The organism is Paenibacillus sp. MY03, from assembly GCF_002165585.1.
In the GTDB taxonomy this organism is placed as follows: Bacteria; Bacillota; Bacilli; order Paenibacillales; family Paenibacillaceae; genus Pristimantibacillus; species Pristimantibacillus agaridevorans.
Genome location: NZ_MXQD01000040.1, coordinates 1 through 20,738, shown reverse-complemented (window position 1 = coordinate 20,738; position 20,738 = coordinate 1). Strand labels below are relative to the sequence as shown.

The following is a 20,738-nucleotide window of genomic DNA, read 5'->3' as shown; positions in this document are numbered from 1 at the left end:
GCCATAGTCGTTAAAATCGCCTATGGATTGTTTTTGTTGTCAATTTGAGCGTCATAGTCGTTAAAATCGCCTATGGGTTGTTATTACTGTCAATTCGAGTGCCATAGTCGTTAAAATCGCCTATGGGTTGTTATTACTGTCAATTCGAGTGCCATAGTCGTTAAAATCGACTATGGGTTGTTTTTTGCTGTCTTTACAACACAGGACTTATTGAAATTGAACCGATCAAATAGCCTTTGAGGCAACGGCCCATTAGTTATTTAACGAATGATCATCGTTTCTTGATGACTGGCAGACGGTGCGCCAGCCGAACTGCTGCGAATTCGTAATATGAGCGATGCAAGTCCAATTGCGACTGCCACGCCAAGCGCGGACTTGATGGCATCTCCTAAAATAAACGGATAAAAACCAGCGACCAATGCTTCATGAAGCGTGAAATCGAGGATCTTCATCATCCAAGGAATACCGAGAACATAGGTAAGCAAGGAGCTCAAGCCTTCCATAATAACGAAAAGCACGATAGCCGCGACGGCCTTGTTCCGCATCAGCCTCTCGTTTTCCAACATTTTGCCGACCACCAGACTAATGAACATGGCGCAGAACGGAAAAGCGAAGATAAAGCCGCCGGTTGGCCCCAATAACAGCGATAAACCGCCTTTGCCCCCGATGAGAGGCAATCCTGTTGCAGTCAACGCGATGACGGCAAGGATACTGGCGAACGCTTGCTTCGGCTTGAGGAACAAGCCGGCAAGAATGACGGCGAAGGTCTGCAGCGTGATGGGGATAGGCGTCAACGTCAGCTTCATCTGTTGCAAGCTTAGAACGATAAACAAGGCAGAGAAGAGAGCTGTGAACACTAAGCTGCGAATAGATAGTACATTTTTCATCATATAGCTCCTTTTAGAGGTTGTTCAAAAAGTCCGCTTCCCATTACGGAGTAATCCTAGAAGCATACTCGACGTCGAATATTGAATTCAGCCGAACCTAAGCAGATGCTTTCGAAGTTTGTTTCCTCCGGAAACATTGCAGGTGCTCACGTAGCTTCCACTACGCTCCGCTCCTCAGGTTCTAGCTTCATCCAATCTTCTCGGTACTGATAACCGAACTTTTTGAACTCGTTTTTTTAGTAGTTGCAACTTTATTGTTAACCATTTATCATGAATTGTGGTTAACGATTTGAATTCTATCACAGCGTTCCAACATTGTGAAGAGGTCGGGGTGATTTTTTTTGGGAGCGGAGATCATCGTCCGTGGAACGAATTTGAGCTTGTCGGCGATATCGCCTAATGGCAGAGATCGAATCGCGATTCTCCATTCGGTGAACTTCACCATCAAGCAGGGGGAGTGGATTACGGTAATCGGCGGCAATGGAAGCGGGAAAAGTACGCTTGCCAAGGTTATCGCCGGAATGCCTCTTACGGGTGTGTCGGGGCGTCTGGAGAAAAGCGCCAAGACAGGACCTTCGACGCCGATCGTGCTGCAGAATCCTGACGCTGGTCTGGTCGGAGCAACGCCATGGGAAGACGTAGTCATTATGATGGAGCAATGGGGTTCCGTGGAGGGCGGCCGAATACCGGAAGCAGCTGAGGATGCGCTAAAGAGGCTGGGGCTGGACGGCAGGATGCAGCAGGCGCTTGATACTTTATCCGGCGGCCAGAAGCAATTAACCGCGATTGCGGGTTGTTTGGCCACGTCGCCTAACTTTATTATTTTGGATGAAATAACGTCCATGCTGGATCCGGATATGTCCCGTGAAGTGTATAAGCGGGTTCGGCATCTGCATAAGGCCGGCATGACTATGTTATGGATCACGCAGAAGCTGGAGGAGCTTGAAGGGAGCGATACCGTCTGGGTCATGGCGGGCGGCGAGATGGCATACGAAGGCACAGGCCTCGGATTGTTCCGGAGAAGCGGCCCCGGCGCATGCGACAGTCCATCGGAAAGATATGGATTCGAGCCTCCATATTCCGTTCAGGTCGGCTGGGAGCTGGAAGTATTGGGCGTTCCAGCGCCGGACATCCCTTTGTATCTGGAGAAGCTCCAAGGGGCGGTGGGCAGCAGGTGACCGATAATTGGACGCTTAGGCGCGTATCTGTTTTGGGGGATGACCGCGCAACTCCATTGCTGCATGATGTGGATGCCGAATTTCATGCCGGTCAAATTACGCTGATCATCGGCGCCAACGGAGCGGGCAAGTCGACGCTGCTCGAGACAATCGCAGGCTTGCGCAAGCCGGCAAGCGGCGATATTTGTCTGGGCGGTCAAACGTTGTGGCTGCCTAAGCGCAGGCAGCCGCTTAACCGCGAGGCGCTGCTTCGATTCGGAATCTCCATGCAGCAATCGGAATCCCAATGGTTCGCATCGAACGTTCGAGAGGAATTCGTTTATTCCCTGAAACCATATGGTTCTTACGATGAGTCAGAGAAAGATCGAAAGATACATGGGGCATTGGAAGCGGCGGGTTTGGCACCCGAACTGCTGGAGCGGGATCCGTGGACATTAAGCGGCGGGCAGCAGCGCAGGCTTGCGCTTGCTTGTCTTCTTGCCTGCGAGCCGGAATGGCTTCTTCTGGATGAACCGACGGCTGGTCTGGACGCAGGCGGCAGGGCCATCCTATGCGAGCTTCTGAGAACCTATCGATCCCAAGGTCGTGGAGTGATTATAGTGACTCATGATCTGGATACGTTTCTCCCGCTGGCGGACGACGTGCTTGTCGTGGAGGGAGGGACCGTCCGTCCAGCGACAACGAATGAGCGGACGATGCGGGAGTCGCCTCGCGACATGGCTGTGCGCCTGACGAATTCCAAGCATGATGGGAATACGCCTCGGCAAACCGAAATTCATAATCGCAAGGTTATTCAAGAAACGGAAGCGGCAGCAGGGAATCAACGCACGCGGCCGGCATGGCAACGACCGCATACGTTCGATCCGCGAGCGGTTGTATTCGCTTATCTGTTGATGTCAACCATTCTACTTCTGCAAGATTCCCTGCTCCAGTTAACCTTATCCGCAATTGTAGTCGCAGCAGCAGTCGCACCGTTTTGGCCGCTGTTCCGTCACTGGCTGCCCGTTATTCGAGGTTATGCCATTCTGTCGGCCGTGCTCATTCTGATCGGCGGCCTGTCGTTCGAGCCTTTCTCTCTGGAGTGGGGGCGAGTGGAGACAACCGCAATCCGGCTTCTTCAGCTCATGTTCGTCATGGTGCTGGGAATGCCTATACTCGGTCTAATGACGCCTCTTAGGCTGCAGCGAGCGCTGGACCAGACGTTTGGCTGGCTGTCGAAGCTTAAGGTTCCCGTTGGTTCCCTGACGTTGCTAGTGACGCTTATTTTCCGATTTATCCCCTTGCTGATGAGAGAATGGGGCCGGTTCGGCAAGCTTGCCCGGGCGAGGGGCAAAGAAACGACGGCTTCCGGCGGCATTCCCGCCAAGCGAATACATCGCATGTTAATGCCATATCTGCGAGCGATGCTCCGGCTAGCGGAAGAGATGTCCGGCGCGCTTGAAGCAAGAGGCTTTGACAGGCCGCGCGGCAACCCCGTGTACGGATTCAAGCTTAAACCGGGCAGGGCGGATGTCTGGCTGCTGGCCGCGGCGATAGGATGCTGTTCCATCTTGTATTTTGTTGGTGGGCTGCTTTAACGAGGTTTGGCTGATTCGAAAATGGGGACGTCCATAGCGGAGTTATTATGGATCCAGCGATCGGCCTCCTCTATCCATGCGCCGCCTTCATCAGCCAGTACGACCTCCCATCCCATGGTTTCCGCCATATCCAGATTGCCCCGCTGGTCGTCCACGAACAAAACGTTGGACTGGGAAGGCAATAAACTCGCGGCGTGAGCAAACAGCTCGCGCTGCGGTTTTTTCCAGCTTTGTTCGCTCGAGATGACAATATGGGTCAAATAACTTCGAACGGGCTGCAACAGAGGCGCGACCCAAGACAACAAATGATTGCTTAAAATATGCAAGTCCGCCGCACGGCTCCACTCCGGCAATCGTTGAAGCGCCGGAAGCGGAGACAGACATCCCGCAAGCGTGTGCTTCGCTGCCGATGGACTCAACTTCGGCGCTTGATCCTGCAGCCATCCCCAAAATTGCTCCTCCAGGATTTCCCCTCTCCACAATTTCGAACTGATCTCCTGCTTATAAATTTTGTACAGCTTTGAATGTTCCACTTCGGCAGCCTCCGAGACAAGCATCCAGAATTTCGGCGAGAGATTGGCGGCAAGCACGCCGCCGATATCCAGCACAAGCTGCGGGCGGGTCGCAAGTTCTTCGGACCTGCCCCGCGGCTCATTCGATTGGTCTGATGAAGATACGGTAAATTGCGGATGGCTTGTGAAACTTCGAGAAGTCGATAACGTTCGCATAAGGTTAAACCTCCTGATTGTCGGAAAAAGAAATAGCTGTGTTGGGCGTGTTGTTGTATAATCAACGCATTCTAGTTCAAGGGCAAGTCCTTCTTCTGGCGTAAGCTGCTCCGCCTGCGATCGGCCCAAGACCAGCGCCACACAAGCGCCGAAGCTGCGGCGGCAAGCAACGCGCCGAACAGAAAGCCGCTGTCGAGGCCCCATTGCTCATTCAGCCAGCCGGCCAGAAACGGACCGGAGAACATCCCGATGGCGTACAACGCTTGATACAAGCCCATGGCTGTAGCTCTCCCCGACTTGTCGACATCGCGAATGGCCATGCCGAGCAAAAGCGGCATGTGAAGTCCTTGCGCCAGACCGTTTAAGGCTTGCGTTGCGTAAAGCCATTCGATGGAAGGCGCCAGGACCATGGCCGCGGTGCATATGCCGCTGATGATGAAGCCGGACGCGATCGTGCTCCAGTAACCGAAGCGGGGCACAAGCCAAGCCGGGCTGCTGAACGAAGCAATGGCGTGCGGAAGCATGAACGAGAACACCAGAATCGTCAGCTCCGTGCCGGTCGCTCCAAATTCCTGCGCCTTGAGCGGGGTAAAGCCGAACATGGTGATAAACAATACGCCATGAGCAAGTACGGACAACAAGGAAACCCGCAGCAATGTTGCATTTCGTACGACAGTAGCGATCTGGGCGAACGACATCCCCGTTTGCGCATGCCCGCTCGTATCCGATTCTCGCAGAAGGAAAGCGAGCACCAGCCCGACAGCGGCAACAACGGCGCCTAGAACGAAAGGCGCCGAAGAGCTGAAGCCGTCGTTTAACCAGCCGCTGAGCAGCATGCCCAGCATCTGGCCGGAAACGGTCATCAGGCTGATGTTGCCCATCGCGCGGCTTGTGCCGCCGCTGCCGAAGTAACCTGCATACATGACCGTAAAGGCGACCCAAGTGGATGCGCACACGCCGGCAATGACACGACCTGCCAGGGGCCAAATCCAGGAGCCGGGGACAAGGAACAAGAGACAGCTGGCAATGGCGGTCAGCATGCCGAGCAAAATGAAAGGCTTGCGGCGTCCCCAGCGGTCGGAGAGGATTCCCAGCGGGAAACGGACGAGCATCTGCACAAAGCCGTAGCTGCCGAGTACGATGCCGATAAACTGCAGGGAAAAGCCGCTGTCTTTTAAATAGGGTGACAGGGTAGGAACATAGATGTACATCGAAGTCCAGTACAGGACGGTAACCGTCATAAATAAGCCGCGTTGCGCGGCGCTAATCGTCGTCATGTCGGAAAGCTCCTCTCTGATATCCAATGGTAGCGGAAGGGAGCCGCATTGGCAATATACAAGAGGTATAAAAGGGAGGCTGAATCTATGTTTCGTGTGCTGCTTGTCGATGATGAAGCGTACTTCAGGCAAGGGTTGAAGGAGCTGATCGGTTGGGAGAAATGCGGGTTTACCGTATGCGGCGAATCCGATAATGGAGAAGACGCCCTGGAGATGATCGTCCAGGATCCGCCGGACCTGGTCATTACGGATATCCGCATGCCTGTCATGGACGGTCTCGCCCTCGTTCAGAGAGCGGTGCAGGTCCATCAACTGCCGACAAAGTTTATTATTGTAAGCGGTTACGACGAATTCAAATACGCCCAGCAAGCCGTCAAATACGGCGTATGCGATTTCATTCTTAAGCCCATCGACGAGACGGTCATGGAGACGACGCTGCTCGAACTAAAGGAAAAGCTGGAACTGGAAGCCGCGGCCGCCAACCAGCAGCAGCATCGGCTCGGCAGCGAACGAATCGCAGCTTTAATCAAAGGGGAGTGTTCTGTGGAAGAGGCCGAGCGGTGGCGTGCGTCCATGGAGCTTCCGAAGGCCGGTCACCTGTACTATATGTTTGTGGAAATGAACGATAGCGACGAAGCTCTTTTGAACCCGGGCAGCTCACCGGTCCTGGACGTGCGGGAGCTCACGCTTGCAACGCTGAAGGAGATCGCTCCTTCCATGCCCGCGCTTCATACCTACGAACATAGGGGAAGATTGGGGGTCGTCGTGGCAGAGGCGTCTCTTCCGGAGCATTGGACCATAGAGCGACTTGCCAAGTCGCTGCAGGTCAGACTGCAATCGGCGGCCGGAACTCCCGTCTGCGTGTTTGTCGGCCATCCGGTAACGCATCTGTCGGAGCTCAAGGAGGCCTATATCAGCGCAAGAGAAGCCATGTTGTACAAATACATGGACGAGAGGAGACTCGTGTTCCTGCATGAGGAGCTGCGCTCCAAGCCTCTGCAGTACATGATCATGGATCATACGTTATTCCAAGGTCTAAAGGAAGGCATGGAGGAAAATAACGAAGCGGCGATCCGGCAGGCGGTAGACGACATCTTCTTGCAGTTCCGGGATCGATGTTATGTACCGGAGGCAGTGAGGACCAGCCTTCATCGGTTCGTATCCGAAGCGTTGTCGACGCTAGAAAGCATGGAAGCCGATGTAGGGACAATGACGTACAGGGAACCGATGATTTCCTGGTATGACCGCAACGTAACGGCGGCGACGCTCAAGCGGCTGATCCAGGGCTTTGTGCTGGAATGCTCGCTGCTTGCGGCTCGTCAACGCAAGGAGATGGCGGGAGGCGGCGTGCAGAAAATAAAGGGTTATATTGACGCGAACTTTGCCACGAACATTAATTTAAAGTCGATCGCGGCGAAATATTATATGAACCCGGTCTATCTCGGACAGTTGTTCAAAAAAACGTACGGCACCTATTTCAACGACTACGTCCTGCAGCTAAGAGTCGGCGAAGCGAAGCGGCTGCTCAGGCTGACTGATCTTCGCGTCTACGAAATCGCGGAACGGGTCGGCTTCAATAATGCCGAATACTTCGTGTCGCAATTCGAGAAGCTCGAGCGCATGACGCCGACGGAGTATCGCAACAGCTTGCGCTGAACAGAAGGAGGAGCATGGCGATGATAGCCAAATGGCTAAACGGAAACAAGATCGGCATTCACCATATCAGGCTTCGCAATAAAATGATGATCGTGTACATCTTCTGCGTATTCCTGCCCATCCTCATCACGAACATCGTGTTCTATCAAGTGACGAGCGAAAACGTAAAGCGGCAGAATCTGGAGGATACGACTCGGGCGCTGGAGCAAATAAAAAATCAACTGCTTACGGAGCTGGACGGCGCGATTAACGTCTCCTCCGGATTTTTTACCGACAACAAGCTGAACGAGCTGCTGGAGAACGAATATAAACGGCCGGCCGACTATATCGAAGCCTACGATTCCTACTTTCGCCGCATTCTGAACAGCTACACGCCGATCTACGCTTCGGTGCAGAATATTAAAATCTATCTGGACAACCCGACGCTGCTGCATTCCGGCGGCATCGGATATTTGTCTCCCGAGATCAAGGAAAGCGAGTGGTACCTTGCATTAGGCGGCCCGTCATCGAATGCAACCGCTTTCGTTCGTTCGCCGCGCGAGGATCTGCTTGTTGCCAGCGGCGAAGGCGTCGCCGTGGACACGTTTAGCCTGGTGCGAAGAATGAATTATTTTGACTCGTTAAACAATTGGGAGAAGGTGCTCAAAATCGAGCTCAAGATGTCTTCGATTCATACGATCTTCTCCAATCTGAACGTGCAAGGAAATGTATACCTCGTTAACGGAGAAGGCGAAGTAGCCTATTCCAACAATACGGAAACGGATTGGTTCACCGTTCGTCAACCATTCGACCAGCTTCGGTTTCCGTCGGATTCGGTGCTTCTTCGGACAAGCTACCCGGCGGGCAGCCTGCTGGGCGATTGGCAGATGATCGCGGTCGTATCGGAGAAGGACATTTTCAGCGAGCTGCGCAAGTCCCGGGAGTTCGTGTATTGGATGTCCGGCATCAATCTAATCGTGCCTACGCTCATTATCGGCTGGATTGCCAGATCCATTACGGCCAGGCTGGGCAATATTCTCCGTTATATGAAGCGGGTAAAAAATCAGCACTTCGATACGATGCATCAGGAGGAGAGCAACGACGAGATTGGCCAGTTGACGGGCGAATTCAATCGGATGACGCTGCAGATCCGGAGTCTGATCAACGATGTCTACGTCGCCGACATCCGGCAGAAGAGCCTGGAGCTGGAGCGGCGCAAGGCGCAGCTCAACGCGCTGCAAAGCCAGATCAACCCGCATTTCCTGTTCAATGCGCTGGAGACGATCCGAATGCGGAGCGTCATCAAAAAAGAAACGGAAACGGCTAAAATCATTCATAACATGGCCAAGCTGTTCCGCAGCGCCTTAACTTGGAAGCGCGATATGGTTACAGTTAGAGAGGAGCTGGAGTTCGTCAACTGCTTCCTGGAAATTCAACAATACCGGTTCGGCGATCGCCTGACCTTCGATCTTGACGTCGACTCTGCTGCCGGGGAGCTGCTTATCCCCAAATTTGTTTATTTGCCTTTTGTCGAAAATGCCTGTATTCATGGCGTAGAGCAAGTGAAAAAAGGCGGCCATATCGATCTTCGCATTCATTCGGAAGAGGGGATGGTGCACTTCTCCATCCAGGACAACGGCGGCGGCATGCCACCGGAGCAGATGGACAAAATACGCTCCTATCTGGCGGAGGAGGAGGAGCTTGGCGAGCGAATCGGCGTTCAAAATGTTATTTATCGGCTTAAGCTCATCTACGGCCAAGAGTTCCAGTTCGACATAGACAGCGAAGCCGGGCATGGAACATCCGTGCGTATCGGAATTCCGGTAGCACGAAGCATGAACTTCTAAGTGCGAGTTCAAAAAGTTCGGTTTTCAGCACCGAAAATTTCTAAGATTTTTATAGTAGGAACTAAAGTTATGGGGGTCATCAGCGCTCCCCTTCGAAGTTACAATGAAAGTGCTTTCAAATATTCGTACAGGGGGCAACACGATGAAGAAACGATTTCTCGTATCGGCAGTAAGCGTACTTACGTTAACCTCGCTCGTCGCATCGGCTTGTTCGGATGGCAATTCGAAGTCGGAACCGACCAAAGCGCCGACAAACAATGCGGGCGGACAGGCGACGGAAACGGAGAAGCCGCTGGATAAGGTGACATTTACGTACTTCAATGGCGCCGGTGCCGCCAAGGACATTAATACGAACGAAACGACGATCGGCAAAATGCTGGAGGATCAGACCGGCGTAAATTTTAAAATCGAAAATTTGGTTGGCGATCTCAATACCAAAATCGGAACGATGATTGCCTCCAACAAGTACCCGGACGTGATGATTCCGGATGCCGCGATTGACGAGATTCTCGGAGCGGGAGCCTTCATCGATTTAACGGATCTGATCGAGAAGCACGGTCCGAACATCAAGCGCGTATATGGACCTTACTTTAATCAAATGAAAGCGGAAGACGGCAAAATTTATTTCCTGCCGTTCTCTAACGTAGTCGGCGAATACGTGCCGGATCCCAACATTAATCAAGGCGCCTTCTGGGTCCAGCGCCGGGTGCTGAAGGAAGCGGGTTATCCGAAGATTAAGACGTTGGACGAATACTTCAATCTGATCCGCGATTACGCGTCCAAGCATAGCGGAGAAGACTTGACGGGATTCGTGGCTCTGACGCACGACTGGAGATTCTTCGCGACCTCCAACCCGCCGATGCATCTGGAAGGGTTCCCGAACGACGGCGAGGTCATCGTGGATATGAACACGTTCGAGGCCAAAACCTATTCCGCTGCGGACTCGACCAAAAGATGGCTCTCCGAGCTGAATAAATTAAATGCGGAAGGCCTGTTCGACAAAGCTTCGTTCGTCGACAATTATGACCAATATCTGGCGAAGCTGTCCTCTGGCAAGGTGATCGGATTCTTCGATTACGGCTGGCAGATCGCCAACGCGCAGAACGTGCTCAAGGATGCGGCCAAAGCGGATCCGGCCAAAGACGACTTCGTGTATTTCCCGTTGCCGGTTACCTTCGACGGGCAGAAGGATCAATACCTGGATCCTCCAGGCTTCGTGAAAAACCGCGGCATGGGCATTACCGTCAGCGCCAAAGATCCGGAAAGAATCATCAAATACCTTGACAACCTGCTGACGGAGGAAAACCAAACGCTGAAAAGCTGGGGAATTGTGGGAGAAACTTACGAAGTGGATGCAAACGGAAGGTACTACCGCACCGCTGAGCAGATCAAAAAAATCGATGAAGCGTTCCGCGAGAAATTCGGCTTCAAATACTATGATTGGAACTGGCCGCAATACGGCACGAACTCCACGCTAGCGAACGGCAACGCTTTTGCGCCTGGTCTGCAGCCTGAAGTATTCCAGATGGACCTTACCGATGCGGATAAAGTCATTCTGGATAAATACGGCGCTCAGACATATGCGGAAATGTTCGCCGCTCCGGACGATCGCCCGTGGTTTCCGGCTTGGGGCATTCCGAAGGAGCAGGGCTCCGCTCCGCAAATTTACGAAACGAAGAAGACGGAAATCGTCAAAAAGTATTTCCCTAAACTCGTTCTCGCCAAGCCAGCCGAGTTCGAAGGCATCTGGAACGAATATTTGGGCGAATTCGGCAAGTTGGACACGGCTGATTACGAGGCGTTCGTTACTACCGAAGTGAAGAAGCTGATCGAAGCCGCCAAGTAATCGAGGCGATATTTATGGCGATGCTTGGAGAGGCCGACCTGACGCCTGCCGCGCGGGCTCGGCCTCTCGCGCGTCCGAATTACCATGCAAAGCCGGAAGGAGAGAGACAGGATGGAGAAACACGCTGCGGGCTTGGCATCCGGGACGGTACCAAGCAAACCGCCGTCTGGCATCAAATCGTTCCTCATTAAACTAGGCAGACAACATCCGCTTATTGTCATGTCCGTCCCGTTCCTGATTTGGTTGTTCATTTTCAAATACGTGCCGCTATGGGGTTGGACGATCGCATTCCAGAAGTACAAGCCGGCGCTTGGTTTCTGGGATCAGGAATGGGTAGGGCTTCAGCACTTCCGCTTCTTGTTCGAAGACGAGAGATTCCTGCGGGTTCTTCGGAACACGCTCGCGATGAGCGGCATCAATCTGGTGCTGGGATTCGCAACCGCGATTACATTGGCGCTCCTGTTGAACGAGCTAAGGCAAGTCGCGTTCAAGCGACTGGTGCAAACGGTCAGTTATTTGCCGCACTTCATTTCGTGGGTAGTCGCGGCCGGGATCATCCAGACGACTTTATCGCCCGACGGCATCATTAACGAGCTGTTGATGAAAGCGGGATGGATCAAGGAGGAAATATTGTTCCTTGGCATTCCGGAATACTTCTGGAGCATCTTCGGCGCCGGGACAGTGTGGAAGGACGTTGGCTGGAATACGATCGTCTACCTTGCCGCCATGACGATGATCGACCCCGCCCAATACGAGGCGGCGGAGATGGACGGTGCGGGCCGGTTCAAGAGGATGTGGCATGTGACGCTTCCGGGCATCAAGCCCGTCATCGTCGTCTTGCTCATTATGAATATCGGCTACCTGATGGAATCCGGCTTCGAGCCGCAATATTTGCTGGGCAACGGAATGAACGTGGACTTTTCTGAGAATCTTGATATTTTCGTATTGAAATACGGCATTGCGCAAAGCAACTTCTCGCTCTCCATCGCGGCGGGAATGTTCAAGACGATCGTCAGCTTCATCCTGTTGTTCGCCGCGAACAACATCGCGAAGAGGCTGGGCGAAGCCAGATTGTATTAGAAGGAGGGAGCCGGATGGCCGGAATGACAATCAAGGGATTCAAAAAACGGAGCAGAAGGCCGATGTCGCTTGGCGACCGCATGTTCGAATACGGCAACTTTATCTTCCTTACGCTGCTGATGGTCGTGACATTGTACCCGTTCCTCAATACGCTGGCCGTGTCTCTGAACAACGCCAACGATTCGATTCGCGGAGGCATCTATCTTCTGCCGCGGATATGGACGATTGAGAATTACAAATACGTGCTGGGAGAAGCGACGATCTTCCATGCCACGATGATCTCCATCTTGCGTACCGTTATCGGCACCGTCCTGACAGTGTTCTGCTCCGCGATGGTGGCGTATACCGTAAGCAGACAAGAGTTCGTGCTGCGGAAATTCGTGACGATCGCATTCATTCTGACGATGTATATTAACGGAGGGCTTATCCCGAACTTCTTGCTTATCCGGGATTTGGGATTGATCGACAGCTTCTGGGTTTATATCTTCCCAGGCTTGATCGGCGTATTCAACCTCATCATCATACGATCCTTCATAGAAGGTCTGCCGGAGAGCATACTGGAATCTGCCCGTATCGACGGAGCGGGCGAGTACCGCAACTTCTTCAGCATCGTGCTGCCGCTCAGCACGCCGGTGCTGGCAACCGTGGCGCTCTTCAGCGGCGTCTATCAATGGAATCAATGGTTTGACGTGTTTTTGTACAACTCGTCCAATGTCGAATTAAGCACCTTGCAATACGAACTGCAGAAAATATTGCAAAATTCCAACGCATCGATGACGTCGAAATCGGCAAGCGACGGGTTCGCCAACGTAGGCCAGCAAGGCTCGGGGGTTACGCCGTTCTCCATACGCGCCACAATGACGATTGTCGCTTCTCTCCCGATCATCATGGTGTATCCGTTCCTGCAGAAGTATTTCGTCAAAGGGATGATGGTGGGCGGAGTGAAGGGCTGAGGGAGCAATAGGGCTGACGGAGATATCCGGCGACAAGTGACGGGAGGCTTAACAGGATGACTGAACGACAAGGCGCTTATTACACGGGCAACTACCGCGATTTGTTCGCGGAATGCGGGTATGAGCCGCAAGAAGTCGATAATAGGCTGGCGGAAGCCTGGGAAGCGCTGTTCGGCGAGAACGAAGAGACGCGAATCTATTATCCGATGGGCGAGACGCAAGGCTATTTGCTGGATACGGGAAACCTGGACGTGCGATCGGAAGGCATGTCATATGGCATGATGATGGCGGTGCAGTACGGACGCAAGGATATATTCGACCGAATATGGAATTGGACGTACTCCTTCATGTATATGAAGGAAGGGGTTCATAAGGGGTATTTCGCCTGGTCGTGCAAGCCCGACGGGACGCGATTGTCGAACGGGCCGGCGCCTGACGGGGAAGAATATTTCGCCTTGGCGCTGCTGTTCGCATCCCACCGATGGGGGGATGGCGAAGCTCCTTATGATTATGGCAAGCAGGCTCGCGATCTGTTGCGCACATGCATCCATCAAGGCGAGGACGGAACCGGGTATCCGATGTGGAACCAAGACAACAAGCTGATCAAGTTCGTGCCGGAGGTCGAGTTCTCGGATCCGTCCTATCATTTGCCCCACTTTTACGAGCTGTTCGCGTTATGGGCTTACCCCGAAGACCGAAGCTTCTGGGAAGAGGCTGCTTCGGCAAGCCGGGATTATATCCAGCTTGCGAGTCATCCCGAAACGGGACTGACGCCGGAGTATGCCTATTATGACGGAACGCCGAACGATACGCGCGGCTATGGACATTTTTTTAGCGATGCTTACCGCGTCGCGGCGAATATCGGTTTGGACTGGGAGTGGTTCCGAAAGGACGAGAGGCAGCGGAGTCTTGCAAATCGCATACAGTCCTTCTTCGCAGACAAACGGCCGGAGGATTACCGCAGGTACCGGATTAACGGAGAACCTTTCGAGGAGAAGGCATTGCATCCCGTCGGCTTGCTGGCCTCCAATGCCGCCGCGTCGCTTGCCGCGGACGGACCGCATGCCGAGGACAACGTCAGGCTTCTGTGGGAAACTTCCGTAAGAACGGGCGACCGCCGCTATTACGACAATTGTTTGTATCTGTTCGCGATGCTGGCGCTAAGCGGGCGATACCGGATTTGGTTTCCTTCGGAAGAATAACAAATTTTACAAAATTGAAATAAGCAGTCTCCGGCTTGCTATTGCTTGCCCGGGACTGTTTTTTGTCATTTCCAAACGATAGACTGCCCAGAACAGGAAACTTTCGCCAACGACTTTCGTATAACGTATAGGTTTTGGGCATATTCGCCGTATCGCGCAATCATTCGAAACTTGAGGAGAGACATGCAAATGGAAAATAACAAGGAAAAGCTCGAATCCGGTAATCGCGGGTGGACGAGCAATGGGATGAAAGAGCTGAGAGACTGGACTTTATCGTTAGGCATTGCAATTACTTTGGCCATGTTGTTTCAGACATACGCTTATGCCCAGACGGAAGTACATAACGTGTCCATGCAAAATACGCTCGTCGAAGGAGAACGGCTGATCGAAGATAAGTGGTCGTACCGTGTAAGCGAGCCGAAGCAAGGGGATATCGTCATCATTAACGGACCTGAGCATGAGCTTCGTCTTGTAAAGAGAGTCATCGCGCTGGAAGGTCAAACGGTAGACATCGTTGATGGAGCTGTATTCGTGGACGGAGTCAGGCTTGAGGAGCCTTACGCGAAAGGCGAGACGTTTCCGGGCAGTCTGGATGTACCCTTCGCCGTTCCGGCCGGACATGTGCTTGTATTAGGCGATAATCGAGAAAGAAGCCAGGACAGCCGCGACTTCGGACCTGTCGCGCTATCCAGCTTGGAGGGCAAGGCGGTGTTCCGAATTTGGCCAGTCGACCGGATCGGCAGTTTGAAATAACTTTCGTAACGTAATAAATTTGTAATATTTGATTACAATTTCGTTTAGAATTAGCCTTTATGATAAACGATAGATGAAACATCCTAACTGGGGAACGGAGCGTGATGCATGTCCATTCGCTTGAAACTGTATATGTCTTATCTGGCGATGGCCGTCGTCCCGGTCATCCTGTTAATATTGTTCATCATGATCATATTCGCCAGCAGCGGCAAGCAGGACATTAGGGATCTGACAGAGGTGAAGCAAGACGAAAATTTCAACCAGGCCTTGGTTTATGGTGAACTCATGTATGTGCTTCGGGAAGACACGGGTCAGCTTCAGAATCCGGACTTCCTGACGGATCTGCAGGAGCGGCTTAGCGAGCAGTGGGCGGGCCTCATTATTTCCAAGGATGACAAGGTTACCGATGTTTCTCCCTTTCTGAGCTCGTTATCGGAAGGAGAGGATTGGCAAAAACTTGCGGATGAGCCTAACGAAAGATTATTTTTCCACAATTATCGGTTTACATCTCATGAGCTCGACTTTCAGTACCCGGATGGGGGAGAAGGAAAAGCGCTGTTGCTCTATCGGGTAGAACAAATTCCGTTCTTCTGGCATCCCCTGACGATGATTCTTATGTTGTTGTCGATCGTGCTGTCAAGCATGCTGCTCACCTACTTCGTATCCCGAAGCATTATCAAGCCGCTTCAGTCGCTCCGGTCTGCAGCACTGCAGATCAAGGAAGGCAATCTGGCAGAGCCGGTCTCTCCCAGAAGAAGAATGTTCAAGAAGAAAGCGGGCAGCGGAGACGAAGTAGCCCAGCTTGGTGCCGCCTTCGAAGAAATGCGGGCGAGGCTAAAGCATTCCATTGACCAAAGCCTTCAATATGAAGAGAACCGCAAGCTGCTGCTATCCCATATTTCGCATGATCTAAAAACGCCGATATCCGCAATTAAAGGATATGTCGAAGGGATCATGGATGGAATCGCCAATACGGATGAAAAGCGAAGCCGCTATATGGGTACGATCTACCGCAAAGCGTCGGAGATGGATCACTTGATCGACGAGCTGTTCCTGTTCTCCAAACTGGATTTGCAGAAGGTGGTTTACGACTTCAAGACGGTGGATATCGCGAGATACGTGGATGACTATCTCGAGGAGCAGCGCTTCGAGCTCGAGAAGGATGGCATCGTACTTCAGCTTCATAATAAGGCGATGCAGGCGGGACTGCTGGTGGCAGCCGATCCGGACAAGCTGAACCGGGTGTTTGCCAACATCTTGTCCAATGGAATCAAGTATATGAATCAGCAGTCCGAACGGAGCGAGGCTACTATCGTCGTTACGGTACAAAAGTCCGAAGGAGATGCACTTATCACCTTCCAGGACACGGGTCCTGGAATCGAAGAAGAGGATTTGCCTCATATATTCGAAGGTTTCTACCGCGCGGAGCAATCCCGTAATTCCGAGACGGGAGGCAACGGGCTTGGACTAGCCATCGTAAAGCAGATCGTAGAAGGACACGGAGGCACTGTATGGGCTGAGAACGCGGCGGAGGGCGGAGCGATATTTTGCCTGAAGCTGCCAGCAATAAAGGCGGTGAACGAACTATGAAAAACATCCTGATTATTGAAGACGAGAAGTCCATTGCCGAATTGGAAAGAGATTACCTGGAAAGCCACGGCTATTCGGTAGAGATCGAAAGCCGCGGCGATGTTGGGCTGCAGAGAGCATTGGAAGGCGGTCATGATCTTATCATCCTGGACGTCATGCTGCCTAAGGTTGACGGCTATGAGATCTGTCGTCAAATTCGCGGCAAACATAATATGCCCATCCTGATGGTTACATCAAAAAAGGAAGATATCGACAAGATCCGAGGTCTTGGACTCGGGGCAGATGATTATATAACGAAACCTTTCAGCCCAAGCGAGCTTGTAGCCAGGGTCAAAGCTCATCTCGCCAGGTTCGACAGGCTGACCGCGGATAAACGCAATCCCGGCAATATCGTACAGATTAGAGGCCTGCTGATCGATAAGTCGGCTCGCAGAGTTACCATCCACGAGAAAGAGACCATGCTGACCTCCAAGGAATACGAGCTGTTGCTGCTTCTCGCATCGCATCCCAACCGCGTATTCGAGAAAGAAGAACTGTTCGAGCGCATATGGGGACTGGATTCCAACGGCGATGCCGCTACGGTTACCGTCCATATCCGCAGACTTCGCGAGAAGATCGAACATGATCCGTCCAACCCGCAATATATCGAGACGATATGGGGCGTTGGTTATAGATTCAAGATTTGACGATAGACAGAGGAGTGGGAGACGTTGAAGAGTATTATTCATTTTTCGCTGAACAACAAATTCGCTTTATGGATCATCACGCTTATCGTGTTGTTCACTGGCTTGCAGGCCGGTACCAGCATGAAGATGGAGACGATTCCGGACATTACGATTCCGATCGTCAGCGTCACGACTGTATATCCGGGAGCAGCGCCGGAAGAAGTAATGGACAAGATAACGAAGCCGATCGAGCAGCGTACGCGGAACATGTCCGGCGTAAACAACGTATCATCGACGTCTTTCGAAAACGCATCGTCCGTCGTAATCGAATTCGATTACGAGACGAACATGGAAAAAGCGGAGCAAGAAGTAAAGAGCCTGCTCGGGGAAATCGGGTTCCCGGAAGGCGTACAGACGCCGTCCGTATCCCGAATCAGCCTGAACGCATTTCCCGTATTGTCGCTTAGTATCTCCAATGATTCGCTTGATTTAGCTCAGTTGACCAAACAGGTTAACGAAAGCGTCATTCCGAAGCTTCAAGGACTTGAGGGCGTTGCGGATGTTCAGATCTCCGGACAGAACGTGGTAGAAGGCCAGCTTGCCTTCAAGCCGGAAGTTCTCGCCGAGATCGGCATGACCGAAGAGATGGTCAAAGGAATAATTCAAGCTTCCGCGATGTCCGTGCCTCTCGGCATTTTCGAATTCGGCGAATCCGAGAAATCGGTTTTGGTCGACGGCAATATCGTAAGCGAGGATGATCTTCGCAATCTGATCATTGTACCTGGCGTCAAGCTCAGCGATGTGGCCGACTTGACGGTTGTGGACAAGGCGGAATCGATCTCCCGAACGAACGGCAAAGATGCCATTGGCGTCAGCATCGTCAAATCGGCCGATGCCAATACGGTTGACGTCGTCAATCTGGTTAAGGATGAGATGTCGAACATACAGGCGGACATCAATGGATTGACGGTAGAACATTCCTTCGACCAAGGCGAGCCGATCGAAGAGTCGGTTCACACGATGCTGAGCAAAGCGATTATCGGCGCGCTTGCCGCTATCGTCATCATCCTGTTGTTCCTGCGCAACATCCGTTCGACGATTATCTCCATCGTATCCATTCCGCTGTCTATCCTGATGGCGATGCTTGTTCTGAAACAGATGGACATTACGCTTAACATTATGACGCTCGGCGCAATTACCGTCGCCATTGGCCGGGTTATCGACGACTCCATTGTCGTCATCGAAAATATTTACCGGCGAATGTCGCTTGCCGGCGAGAAGCTGAGCGGCAAGGAGCTTATCGCGGATGCGACTCGCGAGATGTTCGTTCCGATCATGGCATCGACAATCGTTACGGTAGCGGTATTCTTGCCGCTGGGCTTTGTGTCCGGCATGGTCGGCGAAGTATTTATGCCGTTCGCGCTTACCGTCGTGTTCGCCCTGCTCGCATCCCTCATCGTTGCGATCACGGTCGTGCCAATGATGGCCCATATGATGTTCCGCAATGGTCTAAAGCCTGAGCAAAGACACGAAGATAAGCCTGGTCGTTTGGCGTTATGGTACAAAGGCGTATTGAACTGGTCGCTTAACCACAAGCTGGTCACGTTCGGCATCGCGGTTCTGCTGCTTGTAGGCAGCTTCGCGCTTGTTCCCGTCATTGGCACCAGCTTCCTGCCAGCCGACGAACAGAAAGCTGTAATCGTTACTTACAACCCGGCTCCTGGCGAAACAAGAGAGCAAGTAGAAGAGCTGGCGCTAAAGGCCGAAGCGCTCCTGGTGCCTGAGAAACGCGAAGGCGTCAAGGTGCTGCAATATGCGGTCGGCGGAGCAAATCCGATGAATCCGGGCGCGTCCAAACAAGCATTGTTCAACATCAATTACGATAAGGATTTTGAAAACTTCTCCGAAGAGAAAGCAAAAATCCTTCCAATGCTGCAAGAGCTTGGCGGACAGGGCGAGTGGAAGGAGCAAGACTTCACCGGCGGCGGACTCGGCGGATCCGGCGTGACCATGCAAGTATTCGGTCCCGACATGAAGGCGCTGGAGCCGGTTGTAAGCGAACTGATATCGAAGCTGCAAGAGAATGACGAGTTGACGAAGATCGACTCCAGTCTGGCGCAGACGTACGAACAATACCGTATCGTCGCCGACCGCGACAAGCTGAGCCAGCATGGATTGACGGCAGGACAGGTTGCAATGGCGCTTAGCCCCGTGCGCAGCAATCCTGTGCTGACGACAATCGAAGTGAACGGCGAGGATGTTAATATCTATGTAAAAACGGAAGAAAAAACGTACACCAGCTTGTCCGATCTTGAAAATGTATCCATCATGACGCCAATGGGAACGGAAGTCGCCCTTAAAGATGTCGTCACGATTGAAGAGGGCGAATCTCCGAATACGATTACGCGTCTCAACGATCGTGTGTATACGGAAGTATCCGCAGAGGTAGCTTCCTCCGATGTTGGCGCCGTTTCGAGGGATATTCAGAAGACAATCGACAACATGGAGCTTCCTGGCAACATCGAGATTACGATGGGCGGCGTAACGGAACAAATTAACGAAACGTTTACCCAGTTGGGCCTCGCGATGCTCGCTGCGGTTGCCATCGTGTACCTGGTGCTTGTATTAACTTTCGGCGGCGGACTGACTCCGCTTACGATTTTGTTCTCCTTGCCGTTTACCATTATCGGCGGCCTGGTCGCCTTGTGGATTGCAGGAGAGACGCTCAGCGCAACAGCAATGATTGGCGCATTGATGCTGATCGGCATCGTCGTGACGAACGCGATCGTATTGATCGACCGTGTTATTAACAAGGAGCGGGAGGGCTTGTCCGTACGCGAAGCGCTGCTCGAGGCCGGCGTTACGCGGCTTCGCCCGATCCTGATGACGGCGATCGCAACGGTAGGCGCTTTGCTTCCTTTGGCACTCGGCTTCGAGTCCGGCGGTCTCATCTCGAAGGGGATGGCGGTTACGGTAATCGGCGGCTTGATCAGCTCGACGCTGCTCACGTTGATCATCGTGCCAATCGTTTACGAGGTGCTGAATCGCAAAAAAGCAAAAAAAGGAAAAATAGCTACAGCAAAATAAATTTCGAGCAGTCCCGCGAGCGAATCATTTGCGGGACTGTTTTTATTATGGAAATTTTGCAACCCCAAGACTTGGGGAAGTAAGTAAGCAAGTTTTTTTTCAGATGAAAACGATTGAAAAATCTAACAGATCTTAGCGGCACCTTTTGTCCTTTGATGAAGCATAAAACTAAGCTTCGTTTGCCGTATGGGTGGCTCGAGTAGCCGATGAAGTATAAAATCTTCATTCGACCACGATACTCACCTGTTCTGCCCTTTGCTCAACCAAAATAAACTGTGAAATAATGAAGTAAATTAAACTGTAAAAACAAATGGAATAGAGGTAGGGATGGACCTTGTGGTCCAAAGTAACCGTGCTTGATGTAAAAAGTATCAATAGCTTCGTATTAAATAAGGGGAAAAACTCAGACTGTTGAATAACCTCATTTATGCGG

General features: G+C 52.3%; 15 protein-coding genes. 12 read left to right on the top strand and 3 right to left on the bottom strand.

Going from position 1 to position 20,738, the window contains the following annotated elements:
• Positions 1 to 260: 260 nt before the first annotated feature.
• Positions 261 to 887 carry a biotin transporter BioY gene (locus B1748_RS26125; RefSeq protein ID WP_087570889.1) on the bottom strand — a complete coding sequence of 209 codons (627 nt, stop codon included), beginning with the start codon at positions 885 to 887 and terminating at the stop codon, positions 261 to 263.
• A 341-nt stretch (positions 888 to 1,228) separates the two neighbouring features.
• Here B1748_RS26125 and B1748_RS26120 point away from each other — a divergent pair, with 341 nt between their 5' ends.
• Both B1748_RS26120 and B1748_RS26115 read left to right on the top strand, forming a co-directional pair.
• The gene (locus B1748_RS26120) at positions 1,229 to 2,065 is read left to right on the top strand and encodes an ATP-binding cassette domain-containing protein (RefSeq protein ID WP_087570888.1); all 837 of its coding nucleotides are present in this window, start codon (positions 1,229 to 1,231) and stop codon (positions 2,063 to 2,065) included.
• Complete coding sequence (locus B1748_RS26115) at positions 2,062 to 3,642, top strand: ATP-binding cassette domain-containing protein (protein WP_179215837.1); 1,581 nt, start codon at positions 2,062 to 2,064, stop codon at positions 3,640 to 3,642. Before B1748_RS26120 ends, B1748_RS26115 begins: the two co-directional genes overlap by 4 nt.
• Here the strand turns inward: B1748_RS26115 and B1748_RS26110 are convergent.
• Both B1748_RS26110 and B1748_RS26105 read right to left on the bottom strand, forming a co-directional pair.
• Entirely contained in the window at positions 3,639 to 4,370 is a 732-nt protein-coding gene (locus B1748_RS26110) for an HAD family hydrolase (RefSeq protein ID WP_087570886.1), read from the bottom strand. The two genes, B1748_RS26115 and B1748_RS26110, sit on opposite strands and share 4 nt — an antisense overlap.
• A 71-nt stretch (positions 4,371 to 4,441) precedes the next feature.
• Entirely contained in the window at positions 4,442 to 5,647 is a 1,206-nt protein-coding gene (locus tag B1748_RS26105; protein ID WP_087570885.1) for an MFS transporter, read from the bottom strand.
• An 87-nt stretch (positions 5,648 to 5,734) separates the two neighbouring features.
• On the opposite strand from B1748_RS26105, the gene B1748_RS26100 reads away from it, so the two are divergent.
• From B1748_RS26100 to B1748_RS26055, 10 genes are all read left to right on the top strand, one after another.
• Entirely contained in the window at positions 5,735 to 7,303 is a 1,569-nt protein-coding gene (locus B1748_RS26100) for a response regulator (protein ID WP_087570884.1), read from the top strand.
• A 20-nt stretch (positions 7,304 to 7,323) separates the two neighbouring features.
• Complete coding sequence (locus tag B1748_RS26095; protein WP_087570883.1) at positions 7,324 to 9,129, top strand: sensor histidine kinase; 1,806 nt, start codon at positions 7,324 to 7,326, stop codon at positions 9,127 to 9,129.
• A gap of 142 nt (positions 9,130 to 9,271) precedes the next feature.
• Complete coding sequence (locus B1748_RS26090; protein WP_087570882.1) at positions 9,272 to 10,975, top strand: type 2 periplasmic-binding domain-containing protein; 1,704 nt, start codon at positions 9,272 to 9,274, stop codon at positions 10,973 to 10,975.
• 111 nt (positions 10,976 to 11,086) lie between these two features.
• Positions 11,087 to 12,055, top strand: a complete 969-nt coding sequence (locus B1748_RS26085; RefSeq protein WP_087570881.1) for an ABC transporter permease — start codon at positions 11,087 to 11,089, stop codon at positions 12,053 to 12,055.
• A 14-nt stretch (positions 12,056 to 12,069) separates the two neighbouring features.
• Entirely contained in the window at positions 12,070 to 13,008 is a 939-nt protein-coding gene (locus tag B1748_RS26080) for a carbohydrate ABC transporter permease (protein WP_087570880.1), read from the top strand.
• Positions 13,009 to 13,064: 56 nt separating this feature from the next.
• On the top strand, positions 13,065 to 14,210 hold the full coding sequence (locus B1748_RS26075) for a family 8 glycosyl hydrolase (RefSeq protein ID WP_087570879.1): 1,146 nt from the start codon (positions 13,065 to 13,067) through the stop codon (positions 14,208 to 14,210).
• Positions 14,211 to 14,399: 189 nt separating this feature from the next.
• On the top strand, positions 14,400 to 14,963 hold the full coding sequence (lepB, locus tag B1748_RS26070) for a signal peptidase I (RefSeq protein WP_179215836.1): 564 nt from the start codon (positions 14,400 to 14,402) through the stop codon (positions 14,961 to 14,963).
• A 108-nt stretch (positions 14,964 to 15,071) separates the two neighbouring features.
• Entirely contained in the window at positions 15,072 to 16,553 is a 1,482-nt protein-coding gene (locus B1748_RS26065; RefSeq protein ID WP_087570878.1) for a sensor histidine kinase, read from the top strand.
• Complete coding sequence (locus tag B1748_RS26060) at positions 16,550 to 17,239, top strand: response regulator transcription factor (RefSeq protein WP_087570877.1); 690 nt, start codon at positions 16,550 to 16,552, stop codon at positions 17,237 to 17,239. The genes B1748_RS26065 and B1748_RS26060 overlap by 4 nt, the downstream gene beginning before the upstream one ends.
• A 24-nt stretch (positions 17,240 to 17,263) precedes the next feature.
• Complete coding sequence (locus B1748_RS26055; RefSeq protein ID WP_087570876.1) at positions 17,264 to 20,305, top strand: efflux RND transporter permease subunit; 3,042 nt, start codon at positions 17,264 to 17,266, stop codon at positions 20,303 to 20,305.
• Positions 20,306 to 20,738: the final 433 nt, after the last annotated feature.

Bases quoted from the DNA above. Each gene is read 5' to 3' on its own strand.
- B1748_RS26075 (WP_087570879.1), top strand. From the start codon at position 13,065: ATGACTGAACGACAAGGCGCTTATTACACGGGCAACTACCGCGATTTG.
- B1748_RS26125 (WP_087570889.1), bottom strand. From the start codon at position 887: ATGAAAAATGTACTATCTATTCGCAGCTTAGTGTTCACAGCTCTCTTC.
- B1748_RS26080 (WP_087570880.1), top strand. From the start codon at position 12,070: ATGGCCGGAATGACAATCAAGGGATTCAAAAAACGGAGCAGAAGGCCG.
- B1748_RS26105 (WP_087570885.1), bottom strand. From the start codon at position 5,647: ATGACGACGATTAGCGCCGCGCAACGCGGCTTATTTATGACGGTTACC.
- B1748_RS26090 (WP_087570882.1), top strand. From the start codon at position 9,272: ATGAAGAAACGATTTCTCGTATCGGCAGTAAGCGTACTTACGTTAACC.
- B1748_RS26100 (WP_087570884.1), top strand. From the start codon at position 5,735: ATGTTTCGTGTGCTGCTTGTCGATGATGAAGCGTACTTCAGGCAAGGG.
- B1748_RS26110 (WP_087570886.1), bottom strand. From the start codon at position 4,370: ATGCGAACGTTATCGACTTCTCGAAGTTTCACAAGCCATCCGCAATTT.
- B1748_RS26065 (WP_087570878.1), top strand. From the start codon at position 15,072: ATGTCCATTCGCTTGAAACTGTATATGTCTTATCTGGCGATGGCCGTC.
- B1748_RS26060 (WP_087570877.1), top strand. From the start codon at position 16,550: ATGAAAAACATCCTGATTATTGAAGACGAGAAGTCCATTGCCGAATTG.
- B1748_RS26095 (WP_087570883.1), top strand. From the start codon at position 7,324: ATGATAGCCAAATGGCTAAACGGAAACAAGATCGGCATTCACCATATC.
- lepB (WP_179215836.1), top strand. From the start codon at position 14,400: ATGGAAAATAACAAGGAAAAGCTCGAATCCGGTAATCGCGGGTGGACG.
- B1748_RS26085 (WP_087570881.1), top strand. From the start codon at position 11,087: ATGGAGAAACACGCTGCGGGCTTGGCATCCGGGACGGTACCAAGCAAA.